Annotated in this window: 10 protein-coding genes; 6 read left to right on the top strand and 4 right to left on the bottom strand. The window is 58.4% G+C overall.

Annotated elements, in window-relative coordinates; genetic code table 11:
- The first annotated feature begins 82 nt into the window (after positions 1-82).
- Positions 83-1,942: an ABC transporter ATP-binding protein gene (locus PMI25_RS16345; RefSeq protein ID WP_007967123.1), complete on the top strand. Its 1,860-nt coding sequence runs from the start codon at positions 83-85 to the stop codon at positions 1,940-1,942.
- Here PMI25_RS16345 and gabP read toward each other — a convergent pair.
- Both gabP and PMI25_RS16335 read right to left on the bottom strand, forming a co-directional pair.
- Positions 1,933-3,339, bottom strand: coding sequence for a GABA permease (gene gabP / locus PMI25_RS16340; protein ID WP_007967124.1), 1,407 nt, complete (start codon positions 3,337-3,339; stop codon positions 1,933-1,935). The two genes, PMI25_RS16345 and gabP, sit on opposite strands and share 10 nt — an antisense overlap.
- A gap of 391 nt (positions 3,340-3,730) precedes the next feature.
- Positions 3,731-4,633, bottom strand: a complete 903-nt coding sequence (locus PMI25_RS16335) for a LysR family transcriptional regulator (protein WP_007967125.1) — start codon at positions 4,631-4,633, stop codon at positions 3,731-3,733.
- Between the two features lie 122 nt (positions 4,634-4,755).
- Here PMI25_RS16335 and PMI25_RS16330 point away from each other — a divergent pair, with 122 nt between their 5' ends.
- Positions 4,756-6,186 (top strand): aldehyde dehydrogenase family protein, encoded by a 1,431-nt coding sequence (locus PMI25_RS16330; RefSeq protein ID WP_007967126.1) that lies wholly within the window; start codon positions 4,756-4,758, stop codon positions 6,184-6,186.
- A 70-nt stretch (positions 6,187-6,256) separates the two neighbouring features.
- Here PMI25_RS16330 and PMI25_RS16325 read toward each other — a convergent pair whose 3' ends face one another.
- The gene (locus PMI25_RS16325; RefSeq protein ID WP_007967127.1) at positions 6,257-7,306 is read right to left on the bottom strand and encodes a 3-oxoacyl-[acyl-carrier-protein] synthase III C-terminal domain-containing protein; all 1,050 of its coding nucleotides are present in this window, start codon (positions 7,304-7,306) and stop codon (positions 6,257-6,259) included.
- Between the two features lie 451 nt (positions 7,307-7,757).
- On the opposite strand from PMI25_RS16325, the gene PMI25_RS16320 reads away from it, so the two are divergent.
- The 4 genes from PMI25_RS16320 (at position 7,758) to PMI25_RS16305 (ending at position 12,928) form a co-directional block, all read left to right on the top strand.
- Entirely contained in the window at positions 7,758-8,429 is a 672-nt protein-coding gene (locus tag PMI25_RS16320; protein ID WP_007967128.1) for a lipopolysaccharide kinase InaA family protein, read from the top strand.
- 398 nt (positions 8,430-8,827) lie between these two features.
- On the top strand, positions 8,828-10,282 hold the full coding sequence (locus tag PMI25_RS16315; RefSeq protein WP_007967129.1) for a DUF1254 domain-containing protein: 1,455 nt from the start codon (positions 8,828-8,830) through the stop codon (positions 10,280-10,282).
- Positions 10,283-10,316: 34 nt separating this feature from the next.
- Positions 10,317-11,810, top strand: a complete 1,494-nt coding sequence (locus tag PMI25_RS16310; protein ID WP_007967130.1) for a DUF1254 domain-containing protein — start codon at positions 10,317-10,319, stop codon at positions 11,808-11,810.
- Positions 11,811-11,893: 83 nt separating this feature from the next.
- On the top strand, positions 11,894-12,928 hold the full coding sequence (locus PMI25_RS16305; RefSeq protein ID WP_238547083.1) for a hypothetical protein: 1,035 nt from the start codon (positions 11,894-11,896) through the stop codon (positions 12,926-12,928).
- 156 nt (positions 12,929-13,084) lie between these two features.
- Here the strand turns inward: PMI25_RS16305 and PMI25_RS16300 are convergent, their stop codons facing one another.
- Entirely contained in the window at positions 13,085-13,354 is a 270-nt protein-coding gene (locus PMI25_RS16300) for a hypothetical protein (RefSeq protein WP_007967133.1), read from the bottom strand.
- Positions 13,355-13,525: the final 171 nt, after the last annotated feature.

Below are 13,525 nucleotides of genomic sequence, written 5' to 3'. Positions count from 1 at the left end.
GGAGCACACACTTTTTCACAAAGACCTCCCGGGATCCGATCGGTGGCAGAATCTCCCTGACTTGTAAGTTCAGGAGAACACCATGCTTCGTCTGTTTGAACGAAGACTCGACCCTTTCCCGCCTGACGAGGTGCCACCGCCACCCAACGGTCTGGCTAAATTTCTCTGGGCCTGCACCCGGGGGGCCCGCGGCTACGTGCTGGCGCTGGCGTTGCTCAGTGCCGCTGTGTCGATTTATGAAGCGTGGCTGTTTTCCTTCCTCGGTCAGGTCGTGGATCTGCTCTCGACCTGGCAGGCCGGTGGTGAGGCGGCCGCGCAGGAGCGCCGCGTGTTGTGGGGCATGGGCATCGTCATGGTGCTCAGTGTCGGGCTGGTGGCGTTGCGCACCATGGTTCAGCACCAGATTCTGGCGATCAATTTGCCGTTGCGTCTGCGTTGGGATTTCCACCGGCTGATGCTGCGGCAAAGCCTTTCGTTTTTCTCCGATGAGTTTTCCGGTCGGGTCACGACCAAGGTCATGCAGACGGCGCTCGCTGTACGCGACGTGCTGTTCACCATGATCGAAATCTTGCCCGGGATTGGCGTGTACTTCATCGCGATCATTGCCCTGGCCGGCGGTTTTGCGCTGAAGCTGATGCTGCCGTTCCTCGCCTGGGTTGTGCTGTTCGGTCTGGCCATGTGGTACTTCGTGCCGCGTCTGGGCAAGGTCGGCCAGGAACAGGCCAATGCGCGCTCGATGATGACCGGGCGTATCGCCGACGCGTACACCAACATCACCACGGTGAAGTTGTTTTCCCATTCCAATCGCGAAGCGCACTTCGCGCGGGCGGCGATGGAAGATTTCAAGCTGACCGGTTTTCGCCAGATGCGTCTGGTCAGCCTGTTCGAGATCGTCAATCAGGCCCTGGTGGTGGCGTTGATCATGTCCGCCGGTGGTTACGCCCTGTGGCTGTGGCACCAGGGTGATGTCGGTGCCGGTGCGGTGGCCGCGATCACTGCCATGGCGTTGCGGATCAACGGCATGTCGAACTGGATCATGTGGCAGATGACCTCGCTGTTCGAAAGCATCGGCACCGTCCAGGACGGCATGGCGACCCTGACCCAGGGCACCAAGGTGCAGGACGCACCGGATGCTGGCGTACTGGTGACCTCCGGCGGCGCGGTGACGTTCGACAAGGTGACGTTCAACTACGGTGGCGAGCGTCAGGTGCTCGATGGCCTGAGCCTGAGCATCCGTCCCGGTGAAAAAATCGGTCTGGTCGGCCGCTCCGGTGCCGGTAAATCGACGCTGATCAACCTGCTGCTGCGTTTTTATGACGTCGACAGCGGCGAGATTCGTATCGACGGTCAGAACATTGCGCACGTGACCCAGGACAGCCTGCGCAGCGCCATCGGCATGGTCACGCAGGATACCTCGCTGCTGCACCGTTCGATCCGCGACAACATCGCCTATGGCCGGCCCGATGCCACTGACGCGCAGATCCGCCGCGCCGCCGCCAATGCGCAGGCTGATGAGTTCATCAGCCAACTCAGCGACCGCCAGGGCCATACCGGCTACGACACCCTGGTGGGCGAGCGCGGGATCAAACTGTCCGGCGGCCAGCGCCAACGGGTGGCGATTGCCCGAGTGATGCTGAAGAACGCGCCGATCCTGCTGCTGGACGAAGCCACCAGCGCGCTGGACTCGGAAGTCGAAGTGGCGATTCAGGAAAGCCTCGATGACATGATGCAGGGCAAGACCGTGATCGCGATCGCACATCGACTGTCGACGATTGCAGCGATGGACCGGCTGATTGTCATGGACGACGGGCGCATCATCGAGCAGGGCACCCACGCCGAACTGCTGGAGAAGAACGGCGTGTATGCGCGGCTGTGGGCGCATCAGAGCGGCGGCTTTCTGGGCGAGGACAAAGGCGTGGTCGAGGCGATGGATCAGGCCTGACCCACCGACGTTGCCTGTGCGGCCGATGCAGGCTGACGCGACGTCATCAGGCCGATAAAGGAGATTGCCAGCGCCAGGCCAATGGTGGTGGTGACTTCGGTGCGATGCTGCGGGGTGATCATCATGACCGCCAGCGCCGCGCAGATGAAGCCGATCACCAGCCACGTCAGCCATGGGAACAGCCACATGCGAAAGGTCAGCTCGACCTTGCGCTGTTGCAATATCCGCCGCATGCGTAGCTGCGACACCGCAATCGCCAGGTACACCAGCAAGGCAATCGCCCCGGAACTGGCCAGCAGGAACTCGAACAGCCCGGCGGGCATGAAGTAGCTCCACACGGTGATCGACGCGCCGAGCACGGTGCTGGCGATCACGGCGGCCCGTGGCACACCGGCCGCGGAAGTCGCCTTCAGCGCTTTCGGCGCATCGCCGCGACGACCCAGCGAGTACAACATGCGTGAGGCAATGTAAATCGAGGAGTTCATGCAACTGGCCACGGCGATCAGCACGACGACGTCGACCATGAATTTGGCGTTTGGAATATTCATGATTTCCAGGGCACGCTGATACGAACCCACTGAGGCCAGCAGCGGATCATTCCAAGGCACCACGGAAATGACCACGAAGATCGACAGCAGGTAGAACACGCCGATGCGCCAGATCACCGAGCGGGTGGCCTTGGCAATGTTCTGCGCCGGGTTATTCGATTCGGCGGCCGCGATGGTCACCGCTTCCGTACCGATGAAGCTGAACATGATCGTGATGAAAGCGCCGACCACCGCCGACAAACCGTTGGGTGCAAATCCGCCGTGCTCGGCCATCAGACCGCTCAAGCCGCTGACTTCGCGCTCGGGCACCCAGCCCATCAACACGGCAAAACCGACCCCGATGAAACCGATGATCGCCACGACCTTGGCCATGGCGAACCAGAACTCGAATTCACCGTACTTGGACACGCTGAACAGGTTGGTCACCACCAGCGCAATGATTGATCCCAACGCGAACAGCCAGGCATCGACCTGGGGGAACCATTGGTGCAGCACATGCCCGGCCGCCAGTGCTTCGATGGGAATCACCAACACCCAGAACCACCAGTACAGCCAACCGATGGTAAAACCGGCCCAGCGGCCGATGGCTTGGTCGGCATAGGTGGAGAACGAACCGGTGTCCGGATTGGCCACCGCCATCTCGCCGAGCATGCGCATGACCAGCACGACGAGCAGACCTGAAAACAGATAGGCGAGAAGCACCGCCGGCCCTGCTGCGGCAATCGCGTGTCCTGAACCGACGAACAAACCGGCGCCGATAATCCCGGCGATGGACAGCATTGTGACGTGACGAGGCTTGAAGCCCTGCGCCAACTGGCTATTCGAATCCATGGAGTTCGGGCTGATCATCGGTATTTTTATTCTCTGCTGATCGACATTTAAGCAATTGAACGGGCATAAGATCGGTCACCATCGTTGCCTGCTGAAACTCCCGAAGAAGCCCGTCCAACCGCCGCAGTTCTTATCAACCCCATGATCCGACTGGGGTTGTTTTGATAGGAAGACACGGCACCTTAGCCGGCCTTGCCGCCGATTCAGTAGCCTGATTGCGCCATGATTGTGTCTGATATCGACATGTGAATACCATGAGGTCGTATTTGAGACCTGTCGGTCACGCAAGGCTCTGGCAATCAAAATCCGGATTGACCAAGTCATGTTCGTTTTTGAGATGGGGGCTTGAATTCGACGGTGAAGCCAAACTGGGCCCCACAAGTCAGGCTATCCAGTGGGCAAAACAGGATCAAACCACAGTGGGCCGCAACTCCTGCGCCAGTTCGATCAATGCGCGCAACCGCGCGGGCACGAAGCGATGGCCCGAGTAATAGAGCCTCAGTCCGCCAAATGACGGGCACCACGGCATCAACACCGGCACCAGGGTGCCGCTCGCCAGCTCTTGCTGGATGAACCACTCGGAAATGAAACCAATGCCAAGGCCTAATAACACCGCCTGTTTGATTGCGAGCATTTCGTTGGAGGCGAAGCTCGCCGGCAGATCCATCTGCAGCTTTTGGCCATCGCGCTCCAATTCCCACTGGTAAAAGCCACCATGGGCCATGCGCATGCCGATGCTTCGGTGGGTGAGTAGATCTCGCGGATGTTCGGGCACGCCGTGGCGTTCGAGGTACTCGGGCGTTGCGACCACAAGCATCCGAATGTCACCTGACAGTGGCACGGCAATCATGTCTTGCGGCACGGACTCCGCGAGGCGAATCCCGGCGTCGAAGCCACCGGCGATGATGTCGACCATGCTTGATTCGCTGACGATGTCGATACGTACGTCGGGATAGCGCTGAGCGTAATTCTTTAATAGCGGATCCAGCAGCAGGTAGGCCGCGCCATGCGGTGCATTGATGCGCAATGTGCCGCTCGGTTCATCGGGGCCGACGCTGGCTTCTTCGCCGGCACTTTTGATCTGTGCCAACGCAGGTGCGATGCGTGCCACATAGCGTTGCCCAATGTCGGTGAGGGCAACGCTGCGCGTGGAGCGATTGAACAGCCGCACTTTCAGGCGTGCTTCCAGACCGGCCACCGCGCTGCTCACGGCCGTAGTGGACATGCCCAGCTCCTGTGCAGCGCCGCGAAAACTGCTGCGCCGCGCCACGGCCAACACCACTTCCAGCTCGGTCATTCCTGTTCTGTGCATGGATCGTCCTGAATATAAGGATGCTTCATCAGCCAAAGGATGGCTTATCGGCATAATGAACCCTTCTTAGACTTCATCACAGAGGCTCGATTCAGACGAGTCGTTTTCAGCGAGGAGTCGCCATGCAACGCATTGAACATATCTATATCAACGGCGAGTTCGTTCTTCCACACGGTCAGGAATGGTTCGACCTTCATAACCCGAGCACCGAGGAAGTCATCGGTCAGGTTCGGCTGGGCGATGCACTGGACGCACAGCGTGCGATCGCCGCCGCCAAGGCTGCATTCCCGGCGTGGGCTCTTACTAGCCGGGAGGAGCGCATTGCGGCACTGCACCGCATGCACCGGGCCGTGGCGGCAAAGGAGGAAGAGCTGCTGGACGCCATCCTCACGGAGTACGGTGCACCTGTGGCTCGCGGGCGCTGGATGGCGACTTATCCGGCCGACGTGATTGCGCAGGCAATCGATGCTCTGGAGGCGTTCGATTTCGAGGAACAGGTCGGCACGGCCAGGGTCATTCTGACGCCCGTGGGTGTGACCGGTCTGATCACGCCATGGAACAGCAATGCGGGCTTCATCTGCAACAAACTGGCCACCGCGCTGGCGACCGGCTGCACCGCCGTCATCAAGCCTAGCGAGATGAGCGCGTTGCAGACGCAGGTCGTGGTCAGTGCGTTGCACGAAGCGGGGTTGCCACCGGGTGTATTCAACGTCGTCAACGGACGGGGTGATGTGGTTGGCGAGGAGATCGCCGGTCATCCCGACGTTGCCAAAATCTCGTTTACGGGCTCGTCCGCTGTCGGTAAGCATCTGGTCAGAACCGGTGCCGACACCATGAAGCGTGTGACGCTGGAACTCGGCGGCAAGTCGCCCACCGTGGTGCTGGATGATGCTGATCTGCAGGCGGTCATGCCGATGGTGCTGCAAGCCGGATTTCTCAACAGCGGCCAGGCGTGCATCGCGGGCACTCGCATCCTCGTGCCGCGCCGCCGGCTGGCAGAATTCGAGCGGATTGCGCAGGAGAGCGTCTCACAGATCCGATCGGGCGATCCGCGTGACACCGACACCGATATCGGTCCGATGGTGAGCCAGAAACAATGGGAACGGGTGCAGCGCTACATCCGTATCGGCCAGGAAGAAGGCGCGAGGTTGCTGGCGGGTGGCGAAGGTCGCCCGGAAGGCTTGCATGCCGGATGGTTTGTGAAGCCCACGATCTTCACTGATGCCAACAACCGGATGCGCATCGCACGTGAGGAAATCTTCGGGCCCGTATTGACGATCATTCCTTACGAGGATGATGCCGATGCGGTCAGCATTGCCAACGATACAAACTATGGGCTGAGCGCCTTGGTACTGGGAAAAAGCGCTGAACGTTGTATGAACGTAGCCCGTCAGATCGATGCGGGACGCGTGCTCATCAACACCCTGACCCACGAGCCGCGCGCCCCCTTCGGTGGATTCAAGCATTCAGGACTTGGGCGCGAAATGGGCAGGTGGGGAATGAGCGCGTATTTGGAGCCGAAGACGTTGATCAGCCATGACACGTTGAAATGACTGGGTCAGGTTCCTGTCGTCAACAGGGTCGAACAACTTGCCGCCTCATGGCGGCAAGCTGCAGCAAGCCCTACAAGGTAAACGACAGTGCAGAGAAAACCATCCCGCCACTGCCTGCCCAACCCATGCAAAACTGGCCGTTCTCGGCTTCGCCCCGACTCATCGCATCGAAGATGCCATAGGGGATGGACGCGGTAATGATGTTGCCGGTTTTATGTCCGACGTGGTGCAGCTTGTGATCGATACCGATCAGTTGGCCGATGTGCTCCCACATCTTTGGCGAACCGGTATGAATAAACACTTTATGAACATCTGCTGCAGAGATGTTTTGCAGATTAAAGACCTTTATCGCTTCATTGCGGCCATCTTCATGCAAGGCTGCCGCGTAGGAATTGAATTGATACTGCCCACCTGTTGGTGAAATACGAGGAATATCTTCCTCATTGCAGAACAGTTTCCAGTCCGGCAGGGAAATTGTCGACAAGTCACTCAAGTCCGGCCGGTTGATGTACGAGAACTTGAAGTTGCCCGGTGCCTCATGACTGAGGATGGTGACGGTGACAGCTTCGCCAATGGTAAAACTCGGGAACTTGTAAGCCAGTTCTGCCGACGACTGCAAAGAGAAGTTCTTGGGCATGACCGGCCCGCCAGCAGACATGCCAAATTCCATATTGACGATCGCCGCGTAGCGAATCTCGCCGGCCTGCATTTTACTGTTGATGACATCCATGGCTGTCACCCAGCCGTTGCAGGCGTCGACCACATCGAAGTTTCTGCAGCTCAGGCCCAGCGCCTTGGCGATGAACGTACTGTTGGCCGGCTCGATGAAGCCGCGGGTGACGTTCGGGTAGATCAACAGATCCAGATCGGCCTTGTCGATATTGGCCTGGGCGAGCGCCGAGTTGAATGCAGTCTCCATCAGCTCCATCGGCGTTTCGTTGGCGCCCAGCCAGTGACGCGTGCCGCTGCCACTCTTTTCAAGCAACTTGCTGATGGTCTTCAATGTTTTAGGCAAGTCTTCCTGGAAGGTATCTTTAGAGTGTTCCTCGACCAGGTTAATGACGTCCTGATTGCTGACGATGCGTGACGGGAGAATCCCGGACAGCCCAACTATTTTCATATGACTTCCTTGTTGAAAGTATGCATCCGTGGGCAATGGCTGCGGATGAGCAAACCCTTACTCATCCCTGTAAGGAGCCATTGGCGGCAATACTTTTAGCACAAAGAAAATGCGGATCAAGGACGTTGCTCGTTATTTCCATCAATCGAATTGAATCATGATCTGGGTCAATTTTAGTGGGCGTTCAGGTTGATTGAAAAACAGTCGGAAGAGCCCTCGCGACTCGGTTGGCGGCGGTCCTGAATACCCGCACCAGTGTGCAGTTCACTCTGCAAGGGCTAAGCCCCCTCAACAACCAATTTTCGTCACCTGGTTGCGTAAAGGCCCCAAGCTGATCCTAAAATCCGCGAACAACGAGGGAACTATTAACGTTCGCTAACAGACTGAGTTGCTGTTGCGACCCTCATGCAAATGTCGCACGAAACGATTTCTACAATAAATGGAGCGCACAATGGGCAGGGCAGGCGATGAATTTGATTTCTGGTGGAGTACGTCCGGGTCGTGGGTGGAACCGCCGAATGTGCGCCGCAGCGGTACCAGCGGTGTCCAGTTGATCGTTCAAGGTGACAAGACGTTTTTCGTAAAGCGCCAGACTGGCCATCTGTTCCGCAGCCTCCGTTACCCCACTGGCCGACCCACCGCATTGCGTGAAGGCATCGCCCTTTCAAGACTCCAGCAACTGGGTGTGAATGCGCCTAGACCGGTATTTTATGGCGCGAGAAAAGTCGACGGCGTTTGGCAGGGGGTCTTGGTTACCAAAGATCTGGGCGGCTTCATTGATCTGGATACCTGGTATAGCCAGGGCGCTGCAAGTCTGTTGACCACCGCGCAGCATCTGCGACTTCTTGAACGTTTAGCGCAAATGCTGGCGCGGATGCACTCGGGCAAATGGCAGCACGGTTGCATGCGTTCCAAACACATCTTTATCAAGGCGTCGATTACCGACACAGACTTCGATTTCGAACTGGCGCTGCTTGACCTGGAGAAATCTCGCGGTCGTGTTACGGCAATGGGCGCGGCGCGTCACGACATTCCTCAACTCAGACGGCATTCTTTGTGGGATGAGTCGCAGTGGCGGCATTTCCTTTCGAGCTATGAGCAAGCCAGTGGTAGAACCCTGTAAGCAGGTGTGCCTGTCGCATTCGGCAGGCGGGCTGATTGTTATCTCTCCTTGGGGCTGCAACAACTTCAAGGAGAAGGTTCACTGGCAAAGGGTCGATGGTTTTTTATTGCAATCGTTGGGGGGTGTAACAAGCGGGGTCTGCGCAGTAAGTGAACAAAAAGCTTACTGCTTATGAATGATTGATTTTCGGCCAATCACGACCCTTCAAAGTCGTACAAGAGCAGGCTTTCACGGATAGACCCCGGTGAGAAGCGGTTATCAGAAATGGAAATATAATCGTAAATTCTCATGCCTTTTTCTGGCTGATCGCTGTTCCTCTGCTAGGTTTTTCTAACGAACAATCTTCCATCAGTAGATTCGTTTGCCGAAAAACCGTCCCAAGCAAGGATGCCTTCCGTATGAACAAAACACCTTTATTCGCCAGCGGCCTGCTCGCTACCGCGGTATTGCTCGGCGCAGTTGCCGCGCAGGCACAGACCTCGCCAGTAGTGCAGGTATCCGGCCCCGAAGCCGATGTGAAGGTGACCGAAACCTACGTACGGATGATGGCGCGGGAGGCGTATTTCTGGGGTTGGCCGATGGCCAACATTTATAATCGTCGCCTTAAGTTCAAGGATCTGCCGCAGGCCGGCTTGATGGGGGGCATCGTGCCCGTGGCGCCGATCAACCATCTGTCGATGCTCACCGACTACATTTCACCGGGGGAACGCCTGGTGGCCTGTCCGAACCAGGATGTGGTCTACGGTGCGGGCAGCATTGCGCTGGATATCGAGCCGGTGGTGATTCAGGTGCCGGACTTTGGCGACCGGTTTTGGGTTTATCAGGTGGTGGACCTGCGCTCCGACAGCTTCGCCGAGCTAGGAAAGATGTACGCCACCAAACCGGGCTTCTATCTGTTGGTGGGGCTGGACTGGAACGGCAAGGTGCCTGAGGGCATCACTCAGGTTTTTCGTGCAAAGACCAACACCGGTTTCGTGATTCCGCGGGTCTTCCAGGACGATACGGCCGAAGATCGCAAGGCCATTCAACATTATCTGTCGGGCATCGACATGTACCCGCTGTCCAAATACGACGGCAAACTCAAGCAGCGTGACTGGAGCCAGTCGCCGAAATTCCCCGCCGAGGCCTCGGGTGACGAGGAAACGCGTTGGGTGCTGCCGGAAAAGTTCTTCGATGAGCTGCCGGCGATTCTCAAGGACGCCAAACCGCTGCCGGGAGAAGAGGCGCGCTATGCGCAATTGGCGGTGCTGGCACAAATCGCCCAGCGCGATCCCGAGCTGAAAAAAGCCATGATCGACGAGGCGCAAAAGTCTGATGCAGACGTGGTCAAGCCGTTGTTGCAGTTCCGCAACTACGGGAAGCAATTGCCCAATCACTGGAGCACCATCGACAACGGCGCAGCGTTCGGCACTGACTACTTCCTGCGTACGGCAGTTGCCCGGTCGAACATCTTCGTCAACAAACAGATCGAGACCAAGTACTTCTATCAGGATCTGGACGAGTCCGGCGTCCGACTCAACGGTGCCCAGCGCTACAGCGTGACCTTCCCCAAAGGCGCGCTGCCGCCGGTCAAGGGTTTCTGGTCGCTGACGCTGTACAACCAGCAGCATTTCTTCGCCGAAAACCCGTTGGGCCGTTATTCCCTCGGCACCAAGAACAAGTCGCTCAAGTCCAACGCCGATGGCTCGCTGACGCTCTATGTGCAGAGCGATTCGCCGGGCGCCGACAAGGAAAGCAACTGGCTTCCGGCGCCAAAGGGCGCGGACTTCTCGCTCTATGTTCGCGCCTACTGGCCGGAAGCGGCCGCGATGAATGGCCAGTGGACGCCACCGGCGGTGGTCAAGGTCAACTGAACCGATTTCCCAACTGCGTTCATAAGGACAGCCCATGAACCGTTTGCGCACCTCAATGACGGCCCTGGCCGTAAGCCTCTCCCTAAGCGGCCTCGCTGATGCCGCGACGCGCTATGAAGAACTGGCCAATCAGCCTTTTGAAAAAGGCTTCCCGACCGAAGCGACCGCGCGCAGCCTGATCGATGAGCTGGTGTTCCAGCGCGCCGTGCAGTCGTACCTGTGGGCTCTGCCGGCGATCAATATCTGGTCGATGAAGGAAGCGTCGGAGAAGCAGTTCGGCGCGGGCTACAACATCCTGCCGACCTGGAAAAAACGCATCAACGCCAAGACTCTGGTGACCACGCCAAACTCCGATCTGGTCTACGCCATGAGTTATCTGGATCTGGCGAAGTACGGCCCGTTGGTGGTCGAAGCACCGCCCGGCGTGCAGGGCATGTTCGATGATTTCTTCCAGCGGCCGATTGTCGGGCCGACCATCGACGGCAGAACCTGGCGCGGTGACGTTGGCCTGGCGGGTCCCGACAAGGGCAAGGGCGGCACCTATGTGCTGCTCCCGCCTGATTACAAAGGGCCGGAGCCGACCGAGGGATTCGTCTATCGCTCGCGCACCAACAACGTCTTCCTGTTCTGGCGGACCTTTTTCAAGGATCCGAAAGACCTCAGCGTGCCGGTAGCCGAAGTCGAGCGTACGAAGATCTATCCGCTGGGCAAGAAGGATTCGGCGCTGCCGATGCAATTCCCCGACGCCACCGGCGCACCGATCAACATGCTGTTCCCCGAAGACGGTCGCTACTTCGACATGCTCTCGCGTTTCATCGACGCCGAAGCCGTTGATCCGGCGGACATGGACATGCGCGGCTTCCTGCACACCCTGGGCATCGAGAAGGGCAAGCCCTTTGCCCCGGATGCCGAGCGGCGCAAGCTGCTGGATGAAGCGGCGCGCACCGCGTTCAAGATGAGCAAGGTAGTGACCAGTCACTTGCTGTACAAAGAGCCGGGGGGCCTGTACTACAAGGATCGCCAGTACGTGAACACCTTCGCCGGGGAGAACACCGAGTTCCAGTCCAGCGGCAGTTTCACCAATCTTGAACAACGTGTGGCGTTCTTCACCTCGGCCTATTCCGACAGCCCGGGCATGGTCATGAACATGGTCGGTGCCGGCGCCAAGTATCCCGCGACAACCCGCGACGCCGAGGGCAAGTTCCTCGACGGCGCCCAGACCTACAAGCTCAACCTTCCGGCCAATGTCCCGGCGGCGTTGTTCTGGTCGGTCACCGCCTACGACAACCTGACCGCGTCAGGTCTGGACAACGGCCAGCCGTTCCCGTCCCTCAATCAGATGGATAAACCGGCGCAGAACAGTGACGGCTCCACTGACATCTACTTCGGCCCGACATCGCCGGGCGAGGGCAAGAACTGGATCAAGACCGTACCGGAGAAAGGCTTCCTGGTGATCGTGCGGTTGTATGGGCCGAAGCAGGCGTTTTTTGACCAGAGCTGGAAGCCAAGCGATCTGATCAAACAATAGAAGCGCCCCGGACGTGAACACTTGGACCCTGCGTTTTCAGTACGCCTGGTGAAATGGAGTGCAAATCGATGCCATCGATAAGGATGCGATCAAGTCTGACACTCTGCGGGGCGGTGCTCAGTGGCTTGGCCTGTGCCGCCAGCCCTCTGCCGAAACTGGGTTCCCCGTCAGTTGCAGGGGCCAAGGTCGATCCGGAAAAGTGCCACCAGCTTCAACAGGACTTCGACATTGACCTGAAAGAGGTGGTCAAGGCCGGCTGCGAACCGTCCACCGAACAGATATCCAGACTGATGGACAACCCGGTGGGCAACCTTGTTCTGCTGTTCAACCAGTACGATTACACCGCGCTCAAAGGTCCGCACAGCAACGGCACACGGATGCTCGGCAAATACAGTTTCATGCCGACCTTTCCGATCTCTCTTGGCGAAGACTGGAACCTGATCAACCGCCTGCCGATCAGCTACGTCAGCGCCCCGGTCAACCGCAAGGCCGGTAACCTGATTGGCATGGGCCCCACCGAGATTCTGCACGATCGCGGTGACTTCACCTCGGTCGTGCAGGACCCGTTCGACCGTACCAGCGGTTTCGGCGACCTGGCCTACGTCGGCGTGTTTTCGCCCAAGGAGCCGATCCGCTTTGCCGGGGGTGGCAAGATGGTCTGGGGGTTCGGCCCGACCGCGATGTTTCCGACTGCCGAAGAAGACGTGCTCGGTACGGGCAAATACTCGCTGGGCCCGGCGTTCGTCGCCGCGTACCTCGGCCCGGACTGGACCCTTGGCGTGTTCCCGCAGCACTGGTGGTCGGTTGGCGGTGATAGCAAACGCAAGGACGTCAGCCTGACCAATGTGCAGTACTTCATTCAGCGGGCGATTCCCGGGCCGGAACAGTGGCGCATCGGCATGACCCCCAACGTCACGGTCAACTGGAAGGCCGAGGGTGGCAATAAAGTCACGTTTCCCATCGGGATCGGCGCTGGGCGAATCTTCAGTTTCGGCAAGTTGCCGGTGAGGGTTTCCGGGGAGATTCAGTACTCGGCGATTCATCCGGATGACCTGATCAGCAGCCGCTGGAATTTCCGGCTGTCGTTCATTCCGGTCATACCTACCTTTATGTTTTGAAGATTACCCCAAGCCGGGGCGTGCATGCGGGGGCATCAGAGCAGAGGGTTTGTGGGGCAGGGCGCTCAATCGCCGAGAGTAAGGACTGTCGCTTGGCTACAACAGGCGCTGGTGCGTGCTCAGCACATAAGTCACGCACCAGACTCGTTTGAATAATTACCACTGACCGCTTCCGAGGCAGGCGATTATTTCCCAGCCACTGAATTCCCACCAGGAATAGCGCTCATCAGAGCAACTTCTGGCCAGGCTGGCCGTCTGGATTTCTCCAGCTTTCTGTTGTGTTGAGAAAGGCGTGTCAATCGAGGCGGTCGCCTGCTTGACCGTCTGTGGAGCACTGATGATAGTTGGATGCACGGCTGCGTTTGTGACCGTTGCGGCGAGAGCGAGTGTCGCGGCGATGGCCAGAGTAGTCATGGACTTTTTCATGTTCGAATCCTTTCAGTTAGCTGACAGCGGGCTTAAACATTGGCCCCGACCTGCCTTCTGAACAGATCGGGCATTCGCGTGATGTCACGCCAGAAAAGCCTATCACTGCGCTATCTGCGGAACAGTCGCACAACTGTGCTATTGACAATTTTGAACCGTTGGTACTTACAG

The organism is Pseudomonas sp. GM30 (genome assembly GCF_000282275.2).
Classification (GTDB): Bacteria; Pseudomonadota; Gammaproteobacteria; order Pseudomonadales; family Pseudomonadaceae; genus Aquipseudomonas.
Note: the sequence above shows the minus strand (reverse complement) of the source record. Positions and strands in the feature narration are given on the sequence as shown.